General features: G+C 70.5%; 10 protein-coding genes. 5 read left to right on the top strand and 5 right to left on the bottom strand.

Annotation, left to right across the window (positions count from 1 at the left end):
• Nucleotides 1–15 precede the first annotated feature (15 nt).
• Together QMG73_RS20050 and QMG73_RS20045 are read left to right on the top strand one after the other, a co-directional pair.
• Nucleotides 16–768, top strand: coding sequence for an MBL fold metallo-hydrolase (locus QMG73_RS20050; protein ID WP_281897862.1), 753 nt, complete (start codon nt 16–18; stop codon nt 766–768).
• Nucleotides 769–849: 81 nt separating this feature from the next.
• Complete coding sequence (locus QMG73_RS20045) at nt 850–1,572, top strand: DedA family protein (RefSeq protein ID WP_281897860.1); 723 nt, start codon at nt 850–852, stop codon at nt 1,570–1,572.
• Between the two features lie 573 nt (nt 1,573–2,145).
• Here the strand turns inward: QMG73_RS20045 and QMG73_RS20040 are convergent.
• Nucleotides 2,146–3,816, bottom strand: a complete 1,671-nt coding sequence (locus QMG73_RS20040; RefSeq protein ID WP_281897858.1) for an FAD-binding dehydrogenase — start codon at nt 3,814–3,816, stop codon at nt 2,146–2,148.
• Between the two features lie 219 nt (nt 3,817–4,035).
• Here QMG73_RS20040 and QMG73_RS20035 point away from each other — a divergent pair, with 219 nt between their 5' ends.
• On the top strand, nt 4,036–6,537 hold the full coding sequence (locus QMG73_RS20035) for a SpoIIE family protein phosphatase (protein WP_281897857.1): 2,502 nt from the start codon (nt 4,036–4,038) through the stop codon (nt 6,535–6,537).
• On the opposite strand, the gene QMG73_RS20030 is transcribed toward QMG73_RS20035, so the two are convergent.
• From QMG73_RS20030 to QMG73_RS20020, 3 genes are all read right to left on the bottom strand, one after another.
• Nucleotides 6,518–7,711 carry a phosphotransferase enzyme family protein gene (locus QMG73_RS20030; protein ID WP_281897856.1) on the bottom strand — a complete coding sequence of 398 codons (1,194 nt, stop codon included), beginning with the start codon at nt 7,709–7,711 and terminating at the stop codon, nt 6,518–6,520. The genes QMG73_RS20035 and QMG73_RS20030 overlap by 20 nt on opposite strands.
• A gap of 163 nt (nt 7,712–7,874) precedes the next feature.
• Nucleotides 7,875–8,558 carry a hypothetical protein gene (locus QMG73_RS20025; protein WP_281897854.1) on the bottom strand — a complete coding sequence of 228 codons (684 nt, stop codon included), beginning with the start codon at nt 8,556–8,558 and terminating at the stop codon, nt 7,875–7,877.
• 27 nt (nt 8,559–8,585) lie between these two features.
• A complete protein-coding gene (locus QMG73_RS20020) occupies nt 8,586–9,146 on the bottom strand; it encodes a hypothetical protein (RefSeq protein WP_281897852.1) in 561 nt (186 codons plus the stop codon).
• Between the two features lie 194 nt (nt 9,147–9,340).
• Here QMG73_RS20020 and QMG73_RS20015 point away from each other — a divergent pair, with 194 nt between their 5' ends.
• Both QMG73_RS20015 and QMG73_RS20010 read left to right on the top strand, forming a co-directional pair.
• Nucleotides 9,341–9,826: an RrF2 family transcriptional regulator gene (locus tag QMG73_RS20015; RefSeq protein ID WP_281897850.1), complete on the top strand. Its 486-nt coding sequence runs from the start codon at nt 9,341–9,343 to the stop codon at nt 9,824–9,826.
• Between the two features lie 50 nt (nt 9,827–9,876).
• Nucleotides 9,877–11,175, top strand: a complete 1,299-nt coding sequence (locus QMG73_RS20010) for an FAD-binding oxidoreductase (protein WP_281897849.1) — start codon at nt 9,877–9,879, stop codon at nt 11,173–11,175.
• A 19-nt stretch (nt 11,176–11,194) separates the two neighbouring features.
• Here QMG73_RS20010 and QMG73_RS20005 read toward each other — a convergent pair whose 3' ends face one another.
• Complete coding sequence (locus QMG73_RS20005; RefSeq protein WP_281897847.1) at nt 11,195–19,489, bottom strand: proprotein convertase P-domain-containing protein; 8,295 nt, start codon at nt 19,487–19,489, stop codon at nt 11,195–11,197.
• Nucleotides 19,490–19,498 lie beyond the last annotated feature (9 nt).

Below are 19,498 nucleotides of genomic sequence, written 5' to 3'. Positions count from 1 at the left end.
CGGATCGTCGCGCGTATGGAAGAGGTCCGGCTCAGCCGCCGCCGGTTACTGGTCAGCGCCGGTTCGGGCGTGCTGGGCATCGCCGTGGTGAACACGCTGGCAGGGTGCTCGAGCTCGGACGAGCCGAATGACGATGCAGGCACACCGAGCACCGGCTCCACGGGCTCGACCGGCGGGGCGATTCCCGGTAACTGGCAGCGCGTCGACCTGTCCTTTGTCTCCGCATATGTACTGGTCCGCGGCGGCGAGGTGGCCGTGGTCGACTTGGGCACCGCGGGCTCGGCCGACTCGATCGAGGCTGTGCTGAAGGGCGCCGGCACCGGTTGGGACGCCGTGAAGCACGTCATCCTGACCCACTATCACTCCGACCACGCCGGCGGCCTGTCCGAGGCGGCTCCCCTGGTCTCCGCTTCGCTGTACGCCGGTGCGGCCGACGTCCCATCCATCAAATCCACGAAGCCGTTGAAGCCGCTCAGCGACGGCGACGACATCTTTGGGCTGCAGATCATCGGCACACCGGGGCACACCGCGGGGCACGTGTCCGTCTTCGACCCATCGACCGGCGTACTGGTGGCCGGCGACGCGCTGCGGGCGACCTCCGGCCTCGAAGGGCCCGACGCGAAGTACACCGCTGACATGGCGCAGGCGGCGGCCTCGGTGCGCAAACTGGCCGCGCTCGACATCAAGACAATCCTGCCTGGACACGGCGCACCCGTGACGACCGGCGCCGCCGACGCGTTGACGAAGCTCGCCGAATCCCTGAAGTAAGCAGGGCGGTGTGGATATCCGCACCCCTGTTCGGCGGTCGCCTTCATGGTCGACACGCCGATCGGTTCGTACCGTTGTTGCATGATCAATACGTTGACCAGCCAAACCGAGCCGCCGGAGGGCGGTCTGGTCGGCTTCGTGACCGACCTGGTGGAGCGGCTCGGCGGGCCTGGCGCGGGTCTGGCGGTGGCGCTGGAAAACCTGTTTCCGCCGATCCCGAGCGAGGTCATCCTGCCGCTGGCCGGGTTCGCGGCGAGCCAGGGCAAGATGAACCTGTTCAGCGCCATCGCCTGGACCACCCTCGGCTCGCTTCTCGGTGCCCTGGCGCTGTACTACATAGGCGTCGCGCTCGGACGTGACCGGGTCCGGGCGATCGCGGCGCGGCTGCCGCTGGTCAAGCTGGCCGACGTCGACCGCACCGAGGCGTGGTTCGTCAAGCACGGCGGCAAGGCGGTCTTCTTCGGGCGCATGATTCCCATCTTCCGCAGCCTGATCTCGATCCCGGCCGGCGTGGAGCGGATGCCGGTGGCGAGGTTCCTGCTCTACACCGCGCTGGGCAGCCTGATCTGGAACACCGTCTTCGTCATGGCCGGCTACCTGCTCGGAGACAACTGGCACATTGTCGAGTCCTACGCGGGCACACTGCAGAAGCTGGTCATCGTCGCCTGCGTGCTCGCTGTCGGATACTTCGTCGGCTCACGCCTGCTCAGGGCCCGCCGGAAGCCCGCCGAAGAACCGATCACGCCGGTCCGCGGCGGGCGCGGCACCCTGTACGGCACCCCGCGCCGCCCCGACGACGCCTAGAAGATCCACTTCAAAAGATGCCGAGCTACCGCGACGTCCGCGGCGGTCCATGCCGTTGCTCCCGCGGCCTCACCCACCGCGCCCACACGACCCGCCCGCACGTAGCAGCGAAATCCCTGATGTCGCTGGCCCTGCGCGGTGCGCGGCGCGCGGGGCACGCTCGCGGGGCGCGGTGCGCGGTGCGCGGTGCGCGGTGCGCGGTGCGCGGTGCGCGGTGCGCGGTGCGCGGTGCGCGGTGCGCGGTGCGCGCCGATCAAGGGCATTCGCATGGATCAAGGGCAAATGCACGCGGAAATGAGATCGAGCCACGTGCATTCGCCCTTGATCGGCGGGAACGGCGTGGCGACACGCCGTGCCCGGCTGGCCTGGGGACGGACGCACGCGGAGAAGAGATCCAACCATGTGCGTTTGCCCTTGATCGGCGAGCAGGGGCGTGGCGACGCGCCGTCACAGGCGGGCGGCGGCGTCGCGGAGGACGGGGCGTGGGCTGGGTTGTCCCTCTTTCAGCCACCTGCGGGTGGCCGCAGAGCCGGGCTTCTTGATCGGCGGGCCGAGGGGGCGAGCGGGTGGTGGTTAGACGGACATTGCCGCCGCTCGGCCGGCGGAGCGGCCGGAAAATAGGCAGCCGCCCAGGAATGTGCCTTCCAACGCGTTGTACCCGTGCGCGCCACCGCCACCGAATCCAGCCACCTCCCCCGCCGCGTACAGGCCGGGGATCGGCTGACCGTCCTCGCCCAGCGCCCGCGAGTCGAGATCGGTCTGGATGCCGCCGAGCGTCTTGCGGGTCAGGATGTGCAGTTTTACCCCGATCAGCGGCCCGGCGGCCGGGTCGAGCAGGCGGTGCGGCGGTACGGCGCGGCCGAGGCGGTCGCCGATGTACCGGCGGGCGTTGCGGATGCCCTGGATCTGGGAGTCCTTGCTGAACGGGTTTGCCACCTGAAGGTCGCGTGCCTCGATCTGGGCACGGATCGCGGCGGCGTCGAGCAGCGGCTCTTCGGTCAGCTTGTTCATGCCGGCGACCAGCTCTTCGACGGTGTCGGCGACCACGAAGTCCGCGCCGTGCCGCTTGAACGCCTCGACCGGGGCGGGCGCGCCCTTGCCGAGTACCCGCTCGCGCAAGAATGCCCGGCGATTCTTGGCGGTGATGTCCGGGTTCTGTTCGGAGCCGGAGAGCGCGAACTCCTTCTCGATGATCCTCTGCGTCAGGATGAACCACGAGTGGCCGTACCGCGCGATGTCCGGTGTCGTACGCAGATGCTTGAGCGTGCCGAGCGTGTCGTATCCGGGCAGGCACGTGCCGGGCAGCCGCCGGCCGAGCGCGTCGAACCACATCGACGACGGGCCGGGCAGGATGCGGATGCCGTGGCCGGGCCAGATCGGGTTCCAGTTCTGGACGCCTTCGGTGTAATGCCACATCCGGTCGCGGTTGACGAGCCGCACGCCCGCGCCGGCGGCGATGTCGAGCATTCGTCCGTCCACATAGGCCGGTACGCCGGTCACCATTTCGGCTGGCGGCTGCCCGAGCCGCTCCGGCCAGTACCGGCGCACGATGTCGTGGTTGGCGCCGATGCCGCCGGTGGTGACGATGACTGCCTGAGCGGTCAGTTCGAACTCGCCCGCACTGTCGCGATTGGACGGTACGCCGCGCGCTGCTTCGTCGGGCGCCAGCACGGTGCCGCGTACGCCTGTCGCGGCGCCGCCCGAAAGCACCAACTCGTCGACGCGGTGGCGGTGGTAGAAGCGGAGCAGCCCGGCGTCGGCGGCCCGCTGCGCGGACGCCACGAAGGGGGCGACCACGCCGGTGCCAGTACCCCAGGCAACGTGGAATCGCGGCACGGAGTTGCCGTGCCCGTCTGCCCTCAGCGCGCCTCGCTCTGCCCATCCCACTGTCGGCAGAAACGTCACGCCGTGGCCCAGTAGCCACGAGCGCTTCTCCCCCGCGGCGAACTCGACGTACGCGCGCGCCCACTTCGCGGCCCACGCGTCCTCGCCGTCCAGCCGGTCGAAGCCGGCGCTGCCCTGCCAGTCGGACCACGCCAGTTCGAGCGAGTCGCGGATCCGCAGGCGGCGCTGTTCGGGCGTATCGACCAGGAAGAGTCCGCCGAACGACCAGAAAGCCTGCCCGCCGAGGTTGGCGGCGTTTTCCTGGTCGACCAGCGCGACGGTCCGCCCGGCGGCGGTCAGCTCGTGCGCGGCGACCAACCCGGCCAGTCCCGCGCCGACGACGATCACATCAGCGTCCACGCGCGCAGCCTAACTCCCCGAGATCAAGGCCCTCCCGCGATCAAGGCCATTCGCGTCGATCAAGGGCGAACGCACGCGGAAAAGAGATCCAACCACGTGCATTCGCCCTTGATCGACGGGCGCAGCGCACGGGCGCAGCGCGCCAGCGCCCGCATGTGCACGCACGGGCGCGTGCACATGCGGGCGCGGCGCGGCGCGCGAGGTGGCAGGCTGGCAGGCGTGGATGGGACGGGCATGCGCCGGGTCGCGACGCCTGCGCTGATCGTGCTGGCGGTCGCGGCGGCCTACGCGCTCGGCTCGGGCTGCTCGTGGCTGCTCTTCCGCGCTTCCGAGGCGGGCGCCGTGTTCTTTCCACCCGCTGGCGTCACGCTGGGCGCGCTGCTGCTGGTCCGGCGCCGCCGCTGGCCGTGGGTGCTGCTCGCGGCCGGCGCCGTGGAGCTCACGGTCGACCTGTGGCAGGGGCTCACACCGGCGGCGGCCACCGGTTTCGTGCTCACCAACACCGTCGAGCCGCTGGTCGGCGCGGCCCTGTTCCGGCGGTTCGTGCCGGGACACATCGACCTGACGCGGCGCCGCGACGCGATCGCGTTTCTCACCTGCGCGGTCGGCGCCGGCCCGATGGTGGGCGCGCTCATCGGCGCCACCACCAGCGTGATGACCGAAGACGCCAGCTGGTGGGCGGCCTTCGGTCGGTTCTGGGCGGGCGACGGCCTGGCCGTCCTGACGCTCGGCGCCGCCGTGGTCGGGCTGGGATCGCTGCGCGGCGGGACACGGCTGCGGCGCCTGGCACGCGCCGCCGCGGTTTTGGGCGCGATCGCGGTACTGACGGTGGTCGGCTTCTGGCCGCGTGACGTCCCACTGATCTACCTTCCGGTACCGGTGCTGCTGGCCCTCGCCTTCTGGGGGCGCGTGCCGACGGTGGGGGCGGCCGGATTCGTGATGGCGTTCGCCGCGAACCTCCAGAGCGCCGCCGGGCACGGACCTTGGGCGGGCATGGAGCACGCCTCCCTCCAGGTGTACCTGGCGTTCGTCGTGCTGGGCGGCTACGTGCTGGCCATCGCGGTGGCCGAGCGCGACCGGGCGCGCGCCCAGTCGCGGCGCGAGCTCGAAGCCAGGCAGCGCCTTCAGGCGCTGCAAGCGGTGACCGCCGGCCTGTCGACCGCCGCGACCTCCGAGCAGGTGATCCGGGTACTGGTCGACCAAGGCGTCGGCATCGTGGCTGACCACGGTGGTGTGGCTATCGCCGACCGCTCCGGCGAGCACGTGCGGATGTGGGCGACGGGTGTGGTGCCGACGACGGTGGTGGGGCGGTACGCCGAGGTGCGGCTCGACGCGGGCGAGCCGCTGCCGGTCGTCGACGTCGTGCGCACCGGTGAGCCGATCGTCCTGGCGTCGCTCGACGAGATCTCCACGCGGTACCCCCTGCTCATCGCGGATGACACCGGCACCACCCGCAGCCTGCTGGTGGTACCGGTGCGGGTGGGCCAGCGCAGCATGGGCGCGCTGGCGTTCGGGTTCGACCGGGACGGCGCGATCAGCCCGGAGGTGGCCTCGGTCGCGCAGACCCTCGCCGAGCTGGCCGGACAGGCCATCGAGCGGGCGTCGCGGTACGAGGCGGAGCACGAGACGGCGCACCGGCTCCAGCAGTCGCTGCTGCCCGACATCGCGCCGCACCTGCCGGGCGTCTCGGCCGCCGTGCGATACCGGCCGGCCGAGCGCGGGCGGGACGTCGGCGGTGACTGGTACGACGTGTTCGAGCTGCCCGGCAACCGGGTGGGCATCGCGGTGGGTGACGTGGTCGGTCACGGGCTGCCGGCCGCCATCTCGATGGGCCGGCTGCAGCAGTCGTTGCGGTCGGCGGCCCTGACCGGCGCGGGTCCGGCCGAGGTGCTGGAGGCGCTCGACACCGCGTCGGCGTCGATCGCCGGCGCCGACTACGCGACCGTCGGCTACGCCGAGTACAGCCCGATCGAGCGGACTCTCACGTACAGCTGCGCCGGGCACCTGCCGCCGCTGCTGGTGGTCGACGGCAGCGCTCAGTACCTGGACGGCGGCCGGTCGCAGCCGCTGGGGCTGAGCAGCCGGGCCCGCGCCCAGGCGCAGGTGGTGGCGCCCCCGACGGCGATGCTCGTCTGGTACTCGGACGGGCTGATCGAGCGCCGGCACCAGGTGATCGACGTGGGCCTCGACCGGCTGGCGACCGCCGCGAGCGAGCTGGCCGGCGCCGACCCGCAGGCGTGGTGCGACCAGCTGCTGCGGGCGATGACGCACGGATACACGGTCACCGACGACATCGTGGTCGCCTGCCTGTACCTGGACGGTCCCACCTCGGGCGCCGCCGGTTCCGCGCTGCGGCTGCGCCTGGTGTCGCCGGACGACCTGGCGCCGACCCGGCGGACGCTGCGAGGGTGGTGCGCCCGCCAGGATCTGTCCGAGGACGAGACCGACGCGCTGTTGCTGGCTTGCAACGAGGCGCTCAGCAACGCCCTCGAACACGCGTATCGCGGCCTGCCCGCGGGCCCGGTGGCCCTCAAGGTGGTCCGCGTCGACCGCCGGCAGGTACGCGTCGAGGTGTCCGACCGGGGCCGGTGGCGCGCCAACTCGTACCACGACGCGGAGCGGGGCCGGGGCCTCAACCTCGTCAACAAGCTGGCGCGCCGCGTGGTCGTCGACCTGAGCGACAGCGGCACCCGGGTGACGATCACCCTGCCGACAGGCTGACCGCCTCGTCGAGGAGTCGCTCCAGGGCGGCGCGGGTCGGCAGGTGTGCCAGCAGGTGGCGGACGCTGCGGTCCTGGTACCGGCGGATCTCCTCGTCGCGGGCGGTGAGGGCGTGGTCGAGCTGGCCCGCGACGTAGTTGGCGAGGCTGGTGACCGCGCCGGCGAACATGCCCATGCCGAGCGGCGGCAGCGTGCCCGCCACCGCGCGGTACCCGTCGAGGAGCGCGCGGGCCCCGGCGGTGTTGACGCCGCCGTTGGGGTTGATGGTCCAGTGCGTGAGCGCGTCGCCCAGCTCCCAGCTCGGCGGCTGGCCGCCGGCGTGCTCCCACCCCACGACGGCGAGGCGGCCGTCGGCGGCCCGGCGCGCGTTGTTCGGGCCGAGGCTGTTGTGGCACAGCACCGGCGGCGCGTCGCTCAGTCCAGGCGCCGCCGGCCCCGCAACCGAGTCGAGATCCTCCAGTGTGGACACCGCATCGGCGAGCGCGGCCGCCCAGGGCGCGCCTTTGGCCCCAGCGGTCTCGGCCATCTCGGCCCAGCCGCGCGCGGCGAACCGCATCGTGTGCCAGGGGCTGATGCGGTCGACGGGCAGCGCCAGCCCGTGCACCGTCGCCAGGATGCGGCCCAGTTCGCGGGTGAGCGTGGCGCTGACGGGGGCAGACAGCGGCGGGCCGGAGCGCAGCCACCGGTTCACCCGCCAGCTGTGGTCGCCGATCGACTCCACGATCGCGCCGGAGCCACTGCGTACCGGGGCCGGGAGCAGTACGCCGGCACCCACCGCCGCCTCCTGGAGGGCGACCTCGGTCTCCACGTCGACGATGGGTATCCAGGTGTCGGTCGTGCGGACCGCCCAGCGACCGCGATCTGTTTCGAGCGACCAGCGGCGGCCGATCTCGTCGGCCCGCGCCACCGACCGCATGGAGCCGGTGACCTGACCGAGGTCGTACCGGGCGGCGATGTCCCGCGCGAGCGCCGGGTCGGCCACGTCTGCCCGGCCCTGCTGGCGGTCGACCTCGGCCTTGAGCTCGGTCCAGCCGGCGAAACCGTACTGTTCGGCCAGTGATGCCTGCGCGTCGGCCAGCGCGGCCGACGGGTCGGAGTCGCGGAGGCCGGCCAGCAGATCCTTGGCCTGCTGGCGCAGGTGGTCGAGGTTGGGATTGTCAGGGAGCGTCTTCACGGAGGCACCTCTCACCCAGAGTCTTGACGACAAGGGTTGGCTTCGAGCCTTCCGGCGGACCGCGGCGCGCTCCCCAACGCGCTGCTGGCAGCCTAACGCACGACCTCGATCACCGTCATGCCGTCGTGGCAGCGGACGGTGACCGAGGCCGTTGTTCACGCGCCTACTTGGCGGCCTTCTGGAGTGCGGCCCAGTACTGGTCGAGCGTCTGCGGCGCGCCCCACGCCGCCGACATCTCCGCCGTCTCGGCGTGCACGCCGACCATCGCCTTGTCGGCGACGCCCTGCATCCACAGGCCGTCGGGGAAGGCCAGGTACAGCGGATCGCCGGCGGCCACACCCTTCGGCCGGACGACGCTGACGCCCTTGGCCGGTGCCCATGCGCTGATGTCGTCGAGCACCGCGACGACCTTCAGGTTCTGGGCGGCCTTGGCCAGCTGCGCGACGTCTGCGGACGAGGTCGCGTTGAGCTGCGCGTAGACCGTGCTACCGGCGGCCGCGGTGCCCTTCAGCGCCGAGTCGACCCGGATCGCGATCGTCACGTAGGGCGCGGAGCGGCCGGCCTGGCCCGCCTTGCTGTAGCTGATGCCGTCGGTGACGCCGACGAGCGTGCCGCGGACGATGAGCTCGCTCGCGGCGACGGCCGCCGCCGGGCTGGCCAGCTTGTCGTAGTCGATGTCCAGGCCGCGGGCGACGCCGGCGGCGAGTTGGGTGGCCGAGGAGGTGTCGGCCGCCTGGGCCTCAGGGGCGGCCCCGGTGGTGGCGGACCGGTCACCGGCGCAGCCAGTGAGTGCGAGGAAGGCGGCCGCCGTGGCGGCGGTCATCGCGATCGCGTATCGCTTGAACATTTCTCACTTCCTTTCTGGTGCGACCGGTCAGAACTGCGCGTTGATGTGGGAGATGTCGTGCGCGTCGTACCGGCGCCAGATGATGTCCAGGCTGGGGATCTCGCCGGAGATCATGGCGCAGTTGTGCGCGGCCGGGGAGTGGTGACCAAGACCGATCGTGTGTCCGATCTCGTGCACCGACGTCTTGTCGCGGTCGGCGATGTCGTTGTCGCCGATGTCGATCTGCGCGAAGTCGATCCTGACGTCCGCCGAGTCACAGACGGATCCCGAGAAGACGATGCATTCCGCCTGGCCGCGGATGGTGCCGGCCAGATCGAGCGACCACCACCAGACGTCGGTGGTGCTGGCGCTGCACGCGCCCAGGTTGGAGATGGTCATGTCGGTCGTGCTGTCGAGGATGCTCATCGCGTACGTTCCCGTGCCCGGGTCGATGCTGCTGGAGAATCCCGCGGTGAAGCAGTACGTGTGGAGCCCGCTGTCGGGCAGCCAGGTTTCCGGGTACGGAGTCGCGCTCGCCTGACCTGGCAGGAACAGGCTTCCCGCCGCGGCGGCGATGATCGCGATTACCGCGATCCTGAATCGACGCATGTGGCCCTCCCCCTTTGATGCGAACAGCCGATTGGCTGCCGAGAACGATGACACCAAAGGGAAAGAGATCGACATTAATCAGTCCTCGATCGGACCATTTAATGAATCCTGTCAATATTGACTCATTCGAAATAGTCGCTACGCCAAACTAACGAAGGGTTGCCACGAGGATTCTGGACATGTAGTGTCCAGGTATGCGGATGAGCGAAGGCGTCGAGTGGGCATTGCACAGCTGCCTCAACCTGACCTGGCTGCCGCCCGACCAGGCCGTCCCGACCGCCAAGCTGGCCGAGTTCTACGAGCTGCCCGCGGCATACCTCAACAAGCAGCTCCAGGCCCTTGCCCGCGCGGGCATCGTCTCCTCGACACCTGGCCCGCGTGGCGGCTTCCGGCTCGCGCGCAGCCCGGAGTCGATCACACTGCTCGACGTGGTCGTGGCCATCGAGGGCGCCGACGAGGCGTTCCGCTGCGAGCAGCTGCTCAAGCGAGGCCCGGGCGCCGATCCGGCAGTCGACTACCGGCAGGCGTGCCTCGTCTCCCGGGCGATGCGCCGCGCCGACCTGGCCTGGCGCCGCGAGCTGGCCGAGCAGACGCTCGCCGACCTCAAGGCCGAGGTCGAGCGCCACTACCCCGCCACACCCAGCAACACCGCCAACAGGTTCGCGGCCCTGCGCGCCTAAGGTCGTCAAGCCCTTCCCGAGGGAAGGGTTTTATTCGGAGGAAATTCTAGATGTCTAGTATCCAGGAATCGCTGAAGTCCGCCGTCCGCGGCAACGTCTGGCTGCCCGGCGAGCCCGGCTTCGACAACGTCCGCCGCCCATGGAACCTCGCGATCGAACAGCCCGTCGCCGCCGTCGTCGAGGCCGCCGACGCCGACGACGTGGCGGCGCTCGTCCGCCACGCACGCGCCGCCGGCCTGGGCGTCACCACCCAGCCCAACGGCCACGGCGCCACCGGCGGCACGGACGGCACGATCCTGCTGCGGACCGGCCGTCTGGACGCACTGCACGTCGATCCGGTCACCCGCCGCGCCCAGGTTGGTGCGGGGGTACCGTCGGGCCGGCTCCAAGCCGCCACGGCGGAACACGGCCTGACCGGGCTGCCCGGCAGCTCGCCCGTCGTCAGCGTCACGGGTGTCGCGCTCGGCGGTGGGCTGAGCTGGTTCGGCCGCGCCCACGGGTGGGTCGCCGACAGCGTCACGGCGTACGAGATAGTCGACGCCACCGGCGAGCGGCGACGGGTGACCGCCGAGACCGAATCGGACCTGTTCTGGGCTCTACGCGGGGCTGGCGGCGACTTCGCAATCGTCACCCAGCTCGAGCTCGCCCTGCATGCCGCACCCAGCCTCTACGGTGGCCGGACACTGTGGACAGCCAAGCACGCCCCGGCGGCTCTCGACGCCTACCGGCAGATCACCGCCCACGCGCCGGACGAGCTGACCGTATGGTTCGACCTGCTGCACTTCCCCGGTGCGGACCCGATGGTGGCGATCGACGCCACATACCTGGGCGAGGAGACCGAAGCGCGCGACCTGCTGGCGCCGATCGACCGCCTTCCCCAGCCGCTGGCCGACACCCGGCGGGTCATGTCCGTCGCCGAGCTCGGCTCCATCACCGCCGAACCCACCGATCCCAGCGCCGGACTGTCCCGCGCCGAGCTGCTGACCACACTGGACGACGCGGCCGCCGAAACGCTTCTGTCAGAACCGATCGCGCCGCTACTCAGCGTGCAGCTCCGCCATCTCGAAGGCGCGTTCGCGCAGCCGTCGGACAGCCCGCACGGGCCGCTGACCGAGCCGCACGCGCTGTACCTGTTCGGCATCCCGACCGACCCGGAAGCCGTCATCGGCAAGCAGCGCGCACTGGCGGAAGCGCTGCCGACGAGCGGCCGCAAGCCGTTCACGTTCCTCAACCCCGACGAGACGGTCGCCGACGCCTTCAGCCCGGACGTGGTGACCCGCCTCCGCGAAATCAAGCACGCGAACGACCCGACCAACGTCTTCCGCTCCAACTTCCCGGTGATTTCGTGACCAGAGCGGCGGTCGCGGGCTATTCGGCGCCGAACTGGAGGCTCCAGGCGTCGATGGAGCCGGTGTTGCCGGTCACGGTGTCTCGAACCTGGAGTGCCCAGCCGCCGCTCGCCAGCTCCGTCGAGGCGTCCACCCAGTACGTCGCGCGCACGTGGTCACCGGTGTCGCCGTCCGGGACATCCTCCAGCAGGTACGCCGTGCCATCGGGCGCCACCAGGTGCAGGACCAGGTCGCCGCGGTTGGGGTGCTTGACGTCGACGACGACGCGCAGGTTGGCCGGAGCGTTGCCTGTACGCCCGGTCACCTGGACACCGCTGGTGGCGACCGATCCACCGTCCATGATGGACACGTCGATGGCGTTGTGGTACTTGGTCGGTGCGGGGAAGGTCAGGCTCCAGCCGTCGATCAGCCCGGTGTCGCCGATCGCCGCATCGACCACCCGCAGCCGCCAGACGCCGTTGGCGAGTTCGGCCGACGCGTTCACCGCGTACTCCTTCACCACATCATCGCCGTTGCCGGAGCCCGTGAAGTCTTCGAGCGGATACCCGGTGCCGTCCGGGGCCACCAGGTGCAGAGACAGGTCGCCCCGCTGCGGGTGCCGGAGGGTGACTCCCACGCGTAGCCCCGATGGAGCCGCACCGGAAAGGCCCGCGATCGAGACCGTCGATTCGACCGTGCCACCGTCCACGATGGCCACGTCGTCGCCGTTTTCGAACCGGGTGCCGGGCACGGCCGGCTGCAGGCTGCCGAGGCTCAGGCTCCAGCCGTCGATGCTGCCGGTGTTTCCGGTGACCGTGTCGGCGACGCGCAGCCGCCAGTACCCGTTGGCTGTCTCGGCCGAGCCGTTGACCTGGTAGGTGGCGAACACGTTGTCGCCGGTATCCGAGTTCGGGAAGTCCTCCAGCAGGTACGCCGTGCCGTCCGGCGCGAGCAGGCGCAGGATCAGGTCTCCCCGGTTGGTGTGTTTGAGGTCCACGGCGACCCGCATGTCGGCGGGCGCGTTGCCGGCGATGCCGGAGACCTGCACGCCGCTGTCCACCGACGAGAACCCGTCATCGATGATCGCCACGTCGGTGCCGTTGGCGAACTTGTTAACCGGCCCGATGAGCGGTGGCGTCTGACTCACCGGCGACCACAGGCTCCACGAGGTGATCTGCACCGTGCCGCTCGTGCTGTTGCGCTGCACCGACAGTTTCCACGAGCCGTTGGCCACCTCCGCGGAGGCGTCCACGGTGAACGTACCCGCCATGGTGCTCGCCCCGTCGTGCACGACATACGCCGTGCCGTCCGGCGCGACCAGGGATATCTTCAGTTCCCGCAACCAGGTGTACGTGGTGCCGACCGTCAGGCGCAGGTCGCCTGGGGTGTTGCCGGGCACGCCGGTCACGTCCAGGTAGGACTCGCCGGTCACGCCGTAGGTGACGCCGTCGACGGTGAATCCGGCGCGCGTCACGCGCGGCCAGGCGACCGGTGGTGCGGGCGCCCCGGCGGGCGCGGCGGCGAGGCTCCAGGCGTCGAGGTGGCCCACGTCGCCCCAGATGTTGTCGCGGATGCGCAGCTGCCACACTCCGTTCGCTGTCTCCGCCGACCCGTTGAACGTGTAGGTACGGACGAGGTCGTCGACGTCTCCGGTGCCGGTGAGGTCCTCCAGCAGATACACGGTGCCGTCCGGGGCGACGAGGTCGAGCCTCAGGTCGCTGCGGTGCGGATGGCGCAACGCCACCGACACCTGCCAGTTCCTGGGCGCCATCCCGGTCAGCCCGGCGACGGTGACCGGCGACTCCATCGTGGCGTAGTCCGGGATCGTCATGTCGGTGCCGTTCTCGACCCGCCACCCGTCCGGAAGCACCGCCTGCGCGCTGGGCAGCAGTTGGATGCTCCAGCCGTCGATGGTGCCGGCGTTGCCCGTCTTCGTGTCCACCACCACGAGATCCCAGTAGCCGTTGAAGCGCTGCGCGACGCCGGGCACCGTGTACGTCTTGAAAACGTCGTCGCCGGTGTCGCTGTCGGGGATGTCCTCAAGGGGGTACAGCACCGCGCCGTCCGGAGTACGCAGCGTCAGTCTCAGGTCGCCCCGGTTGGGATGCCTGATGTCGACGGCCACCCGCAGGTCGTGTGCCGCGGTGCTGACGATCCCGCTCACCTGGGCCGAGCTCGTCGCCGGTGACCAGGCGTCGTCGGGGATCGCCTCGTCGGTGCCGTTGGCGAACTTGGTGGCCGGACCGGCCGGCGTCGCCTGGTGGTTGACCGGCGAGTAGAGGCTCCACGCGGTGATCGATACGCTGCCGCTGCTGCTGTTGCGCTGCACCACCAGCTTCCACGAGCCGTTGGCCACCTCGGCCGACGCGTCCACGGTGAACGTACGCGACATCGTGCTCGCCCCGTCGTGCACGACGTACGCCGTGCCATCCGGCGCGACCAGCGAGATCTTCAGCTCGCTCACCCAGTAGTACGAGGTGTCGACCGTCAGCCGCAGGTTCGCTGGCGCGTATCCGGACACCCCGCTCACCTGCGCGTATCCGGTGCCTGTCGTGCCGTACCCGCCAGTTTGTACGGCGAATGCCGCACCGCGCTGTTCCGGCCAGGCCACTGACGGCGCGAGTATCAGGCCCCACGACTCGATGGCGCCGGTCTCACCGGCGACCGCGTCCTCGACGCGCAGTTTCCAGGTGCCGCCCACCGTCTTGCCGCCGGCGTCGACCGCGAACGTGGCGGGCAGCGCGGGTTTCCTGTCGTGCAGCCGGTACGCGGTGCCGTCCGGCGCCACCAGCGTGACGACCAGTTGCTCGGGCTTGGGATGGGCGATCCTCGCCTGCACCCGCAGGCCGTTCGGCACGTTGCCCGCGACCCCGGATACGGTCAGCGGGCTCTCCGCGGCTGCGACATCGGCGATCGGCACGCGCACATTCGTGCTGGCCGGCGGGAAGTCCGACGTGGACAGGCTCCACGCGTCGATGATGCCGGTGTCGCCCCAGACCGCGTCGAGTACCCGGAGCTTCCACACCCCGTTGGCGATTTCGGAAGACGCGTTGAACGTGTACGTCTTGGCGAGGTCGTCGGCGTCTTCCGTGGTGGTGAGGTCTTCCAGCAGGTATCCGGTGCCGTCGGGCGCCTGGATGTACAGGGCAAGGTCGCCGCGGTGCGTGTGCTTGATGTCGACCGATACCCGCCAGTCCTTCGGGCCCATGCCGGTCAGGCCGGTCACCGTGACGGGTGACTCGGTCCAGCCGTCGTCGACGATCGGCACGTCCGCGGTGTTTTCCGCTTTCCAGCCGGCGGGCAACGTCGCCTGCGCGCTGGGCAGGATTTGGATGCTCCATTCGTTGATGACTCCGGCCCACTCGGTGCGGGCGTCGAGCACCCGCAGGTACCAGATGCCGTTGGGCAGCCGTGCCACACCGGATACGGTGTACGTCTTGCGCACGTCCTCCCCGGTGTCGGTGTCGGGGATCTCCTCCAGCAGATACGTGGTGGAGCCGGCCGGGTCCTGCAACTCCAGGCGCAGGTCCCCCCGGTTGGGGTGACGGATGTCGACCGCGACGCGCAGGTCGTTGGCGCCGGTGCCCGGTACGCCACAGGCGTCGACCGCACTGGTGGTGTAGTACTCGTCGATCGCGATGTCGGTGGCGTTGGCGAACTTGGTCTCGGGCGCGGTCGGCGACGCCTGGAGGTTGATGGCGGATGACAGGCTCCATCCGGTGACGGTGGGCGCACCGCTGATGCTGGTGTGCTTGATACGCAGCGTCCACACCCCATTGGCCGGCGAGGTGCCGGCGTTCACGAAGAAGCTCTTCTTGAGGTCGTAGGGGTCGCCCGGCCGCCCGCAGGCGTCGACCGGCGGCTGCGACGGCGGCAGGGCGCCGTCGTGCAGCAGGTACTCCCGGTTGTTCGGCCCGATCAGCGTCACGTGCAGGTCGCCGGCGTACGCATAGCTCTTGTCGATCGTGACCTGAAGGTTCGACGGCGCGTTGCCCGGAATACCGGAGACGGTCACGCTGCGGCTGGTCGTGCTGTTGTTGGCCACCGTGAAGCCGGAGCCGGCGACCTTGGGCCAGGGCACGGCCGGCCCGGGCTCGTTGCTCACGGGCGCGGCGAGGCTCCAGCGTTCGATGGTGCCGGTATCGCCGAGGACCCGGTCCACCACGCGCAGTTTCCACGTGCCGTTGACGAGCCGGCCGGAGGCGTTGAGCCAGTACGTCTTCTCGAAGTCGTCGACGTCGCCGCCGCCGGTGAGGTCCTCGAGCAGGTAGTCGGTGTTGTCGGGTGCGATCAGCCGCAGCTGGAGGTCGCCTCGGTAACTGTGGACTATCTTCACGGATACCTGGAGCGTGCCGGCCATGTCCGCGGTGAGGCCGCTCACCACCAGCGGGCTATCCACAGTAGACAGGTCATCGATCCTGGTGGGCTGTTCCTGCCTGATGATGGGATGGTCGATCCCGGCGAGCCTCACGATGTCTTCTGGCGAGGTCGTGTGAGGGCTGAGCGTCACGTCGTCGACCGCGCCGGCGAGAAAGTCGACCCACCGATCCTCGTGCCGGGTCCGCCCGATCGTGACGACCTGCTCGCCCTTGGCGACGCTGGTGTACTCCGCGGTCGCCTGCGAGCGGCCGTTGACGTACATGCGCAGTTTCTTGCCGGGATGGTCGTAAACGACCGCCACGTGGTTCCAGTCGCCGATTCTCGGCGGGGTGGTGGCGCGGATGAGACCGTCCGGCACCGTGCCGCCGTCGGCGGTGTTGCCGGCGATGGCAAACGTCCACGCCTTCGCCACGCTGTCGTAGTAGAGCCGGAATGGGCGCTGCCGCGTGCCGTCCTGACTCAGTACGGTCTGATGGCGGTCCAGTGTGTCCAGTCGCACCCAGCTCGACATGGTGAAGCTGTTGTCGAGCGGCAGCACCGGCCCCGCGGTATAGGCGTGCCCCTCCACGCCGTCGAAGCGCAGGCCGCTCCCCTGCTTCCTCCCCGTCGTCCACGACGCGCCGTTCCACAGTGCGAGCGCGTGGCCGTGGCCGGTGGCGTCGGCCGTGCTGTCGTCGAGGCTCCAGCGGGCGCCGGCGGCGAAGCTGGGACCCGCCGCCGCGGCCGTGATCTGTGCGGCCGACCGGACTCCCGTGAGCAGCTGGACGTCGTCGACCTCGCCGGGCCAGTAGTCGACCCACCAGCCGTCGTTCTTGCCCCGCCCGACCTGCAGCGAGCCTGTCGCGTACCACGTGCTGCGGCGCTCCATGCTCTTTGCCAGCCGGCCGTTGACGTACAGGCTGATCGTGCCGGCGGCGTGGTCGTAGACGCCGGCGAGATGGGTCCAGACGCCGACCTGCGGGACCGCGTCGGCCACCACATAGCCCGGTGCGCCGCCGCCATCCGCGTCCACGGGGTTCATGCCAAAGCTCCAGCCGCGCGGATAGCTGGAGAATCCGAGGCTGAATCCGCTGTCCCGCTGGCCGTCCTGGCTCACGGCGCTCGCCCAGGTGTCCATCTCACCGAGCTTGACCCAGGCCATCACCGTGAAGCTGTCGAATGTGCCCTCGGCGCTCCGGGCGGCCACCGGTCCACCGGCGTACGCGTGCCCGCCCTTGCCGTCCAGGCGCAGCGCGCTCCCGATGCCGGTGCGGCCGGGCGTCACCCACGACGTGCCCGACGACAGCAGGAGGGTGTGACCATTCGATGAAAGGTCGGCGCTGGTCTGCCCGGTGCCCTCGTCGAGCGGCCAGCTCGCGTCCGGCCCCAACGCCGCGCCGCCCATCCGATGCCGCACCTCGAAAGCCGACGCCGCCCACGGGTAGATCTGCAGTTCGTCGAGGTCTCCGGGCCAGAAGTCATCGAGCACCCCGTTGTACTTGGCGCGGCCGAGCACGGTGGGGCCGGCCGCGTACCAGGTGCTGGTGTGGCTCGCCTCGCCGCTCAGCCGCCCGTTGACGTAGATGTGGAGCTTGCCGGCTTGATGGTCGTAGACACCGGCCAGGTGCGTCCAGAGACCGGTCTGCGGGACGGCGACGGAGTCCGCGTGCGCGACACCCTCCATAGAGAACTGCCACGCCCGCGGCAGCGCGGTGTATTTCAGCGCGAACCCGCTGTCGGTCTCGCCGTCCTGGCTCAGCACCGTGGCGTGGTCGCCGGCCTTGTCCAGCCGCACCCACGCCATGACGGTGAAGCTCCCGAACGTGTCCTGCGCCGTCTTGGGCGCGACTGGCACGGTCGTGGCGGCGTACGAGGCGACGCCGTCGAGTCGCACCGCGCCGGTGGCGTTCGATACACGGTCCCTTGTGGAGGTCATCGTGCCGGAGATCGTCGCGGGGTACTTCGCCTTGTCGTCCAACAGCCTCCCCCCGGAGACGGAGTCCGCCTTCCAGTACCCGTGCACGGTCGTCGCGGTGACGATCGGCGATACCTTGAACACGTACTCCCGCTTCGGCCCCACGTTTTTGGCCCGGTCGACGGCCTGCACCACCACGGACGAGGACGAGAAGCTCGTCGACGCGGTGTCCGCGGTGTAGGAGACCGTCGCGCGCCCGCCGGGCGCGTCGGCGGCGATTGGTGTATCGGCCACCGGCGCGCGGCCGATCCCGTACTTGAACGCCACGACGTCCGGATCGCCGCCGGCGTCGAACGTGAAGCGACCCGCGGTATACAGCAGCGGGCCGGTCGCCGGAGACGCGGGAAACTCCGCCGAGGAGACCGTCGGGGCCGCCGCGGGCGCGCTGGTGTCCACGGTGAACCGGCACCAGGGCCGGCCGTCGCTGGCGTCACCCCGTTCGTCCTCCACGGTCACCCCGAAGAGGTAGGTCGCGCCGTTGCGCAGCGGCCGGTCGTCGGGCACGTCCACCTTGGCGACGTCGGGACCGCTGAACTCCGTGACGGCGCTGGCTACCTCCGTGGGCGGGCCGCCGGTCTCCTCCCACCAGCGAAACACGGCGCGCACGTTCTCCGGGTCGGGGTCGCTGATCGCGGCGGAGAGGCGCGGAGTGGCGTCTGCCATGGCGATACCCGCGTCGGTACACGCCAGCCCGTTGACCTTCAGGTCGGTGGCCCGGTTCGGGATGGTGTTGACGTTGTCCCAGGTGATGGCCAGCACGGTGGGTCCCACGTTCAGTTCGGGCACCGTGCGGTAGAGAAACTCCTTCGCCGCGTACGAGTCGTTGTCCTCGCGCGCCTTGAGCGCCACCGTCGTGGTCGGCCATTGGCCGTTCGCCGCCTCCGCCATCAGGTCGGTGACGTCGAAACCGACCATCGCGGGCTCGCACGACGCGTCGTACCCCCGCGCGGTGGAGATCTCGGCCGCCTTGCGGTGGAACGGGGTGGCGTCGCCCCAGGTGGTGGTCGGACCGATCGCACCGATGTGCCACAGCTCGACCGGTTGCGGGGTACACGACTCGGCCCACCACTCGTAGATCTTGAGCTGTGCCTTGAGCACGTGCTTGCCGGCGATCGGCGAGGTGTTCATCTCGAAGTACGACCGCCATCGGGTGTTCTCGCCGCGCACTCGGCCGACCTTCGCGATGTACTGCGACGAATCCCAGTACGCCGCCTTGGCGCCGGTAGTCGGATCGTGCGACAGCAGCATCCAGTGCAGCTTCTCCCCCCACGCCGGACCGTCCAATGTGAGCGGATACGTGGTGTCGGGGTCCGCGGCCACCTTCGCGTCGGGCTGGACGGTGAGCGAGTCTCCGGAGACCTTCCACCCCTTGGCCATCCGCGGGGTAGCCGGCCCGGTGGTGTGCAGGCCGAACCGCAACGTCCGCAGCTTGGGGTTACGGGCCGCAGCGGCGTCGCGCACCACCAGCGACTCGGCGAACCCGGTGGCGGTGGCCGTCAACCTCAGGTCCACCCCGGGGAGGATCTCGGGGTACGTGGCGGTGCTGCCGGCGAGCCTGGGCTTCGGCAGCCGCCCCGCCCAGTCAAGGCCGAAGTCCCCCGCGTCACCCCGGCTGCGGGCCAGCGGCACGGTCGCACCGCCGCCGGAGAACCGTACCGGGACCTCCGACACCTTCGGACCGACCGTGCCGTCGGCACGGGCGACCAGCGTGGTGTCGATGGGCACCCAGCCGGTCGCGGTCTTCGCGCGGACCGGCTGGTTGTGCACCGTGGCGGTGAAGGTGCCGTCGGGGTTGGCGACAACCGTCGTGTCCGCCGTGCCCAGCGCGTCGACATCGACCGGACGGCCGGTCCGCCGTGCCTCCGCCGACGCCTCGCCCTCCGCGGGGAGGGGGCGCGGCGCCGGTGGCGGGCCGGCCTCGACAAGGCCCGGCACCATCGCGTTCAGGGACGTCAGCAGCAGTACCGTCGCCAGCAGCGCGGCACGTCCGGTCGAAGGCATCACCCGTAC

The organism is Phytohabitans aurantiacus, from assembly GCF_027923225.1.
In the GTDB taxonomy this organism is placed as follows: domain Bacteria; phylum Actinomycetota; class Actinomycetes; order Mycobacteriales; family Micromonosporaceae; genus Phytohabitans; species Phytohabitans aurantiacus.
This window is presented reverse-complemented; position numbering and strand designations above follow the sequence as displayed.